1 protein-coding gene is annotated in these 1,034 nt (G+C 61.8%); it reads right to left on the reverse strand.

The features are described 5' to 3' along the window. A partial coding sequence (locus tag DBR18_RS13310; protein ID WP_177482381.1) for a Cache 3/Cache 2 fusion domain-containing protein occupies window positions 1-876 on the reverse strand: 876 nt, incomplete at its 3' end. Window positions 877-1,034 lie beyond the last annotated feature (158 nt).

Here is a 1,034-nt window from a genome sequence, read left to right on the forward strand (position 1 = left end):
CGCCACCACCGACCACGGCCCGCCGTCGAACGGTACGGCGATGCTGTAGAAATCTTCATCGGTGTCGCTCCAGAACTCACCTTTGCCCGGTTTCGCCGCCAGCCCCTTGATCACCGGAACGGCCTGATCCAGCGCTTGCACACCGGCCGGGGCGACCAGCCATTTGTTTTGCTCATCGAGCAACGCCAGCGAACCGTTCTGACCGATACGGAAGCGCTTGAGGTTGGCGAACTGGGCGTTCTGCGCATCGGTGTAATCAAAACCAACGAACAACACCGCAATCACTTTGCCGCTGCCATCGCGCACCGGGGTGTATTGGGTCATGTAGGAACGATCGAACAGCAGCGCGCGGCCGACGTAACCCTGCCCGGCCATCAACTTCGCGTAGGCCGGGTGTGCGTGATCGAGCAGAGTGCCGATAGCGCGCGTGCCGTCCTGTTTGGTCAGCGAGGTGCTGACGCGTATGAAGTCTTCGCCGCTGCGCACGAACAGGGTGGCGACCCCGGCGGTCATCTGCTTGAACTCGTCGACTTCCTTGAAGTTGTTGTTCAGCACTTCGCTGCCCAGGTGCAGGCCCGGCGTCTGGGTGCCAGCGACACTCACCGGCTCATCCGGGTGAATGCTCAGGCCCGCGCTGAAGCGCTTCTCGAACAGCCCGCTCAGGCGCTGGGTGCTTTCGCGCAGCGTGCCGTGGAAGGTACTCAACTGGTCGGCCAGCAGCCGCGCCTCACTGGCGAGGTGCTCTTCACGGGTGGCAAGGTTGGCGGTATCCAGCGAACGCAGGGCGAACACCGTACTGCCACTGATGACAATCGCAAGAATCACGGCGAGCGCTAGACCCAGCTGCGAGGCGATCCGGGCACGAGGTTGAGACATGGACAGCTCCTGGCCGAGCCACCGGATCCTCCCTGATCGCAGCAATTGCTCGGAATGTTCTAATAATGGGGGTGAATCGTGGCAACCGGCACGGCGGTTCCACATGCTCATTTTCGGCGGTGAAAGCGAATACTTGAGTAAACAGCGGGGTTATGGCC

It is taken from the genome of Pseudomonas sp. HMWF021, assembly GCF_003061005.1.
GTDB lineage: Bacteria > Pseudomonadota > Gammaproteobacteria > Pseudomonadales > Pseudomonadaceae > Aquipseudomonas.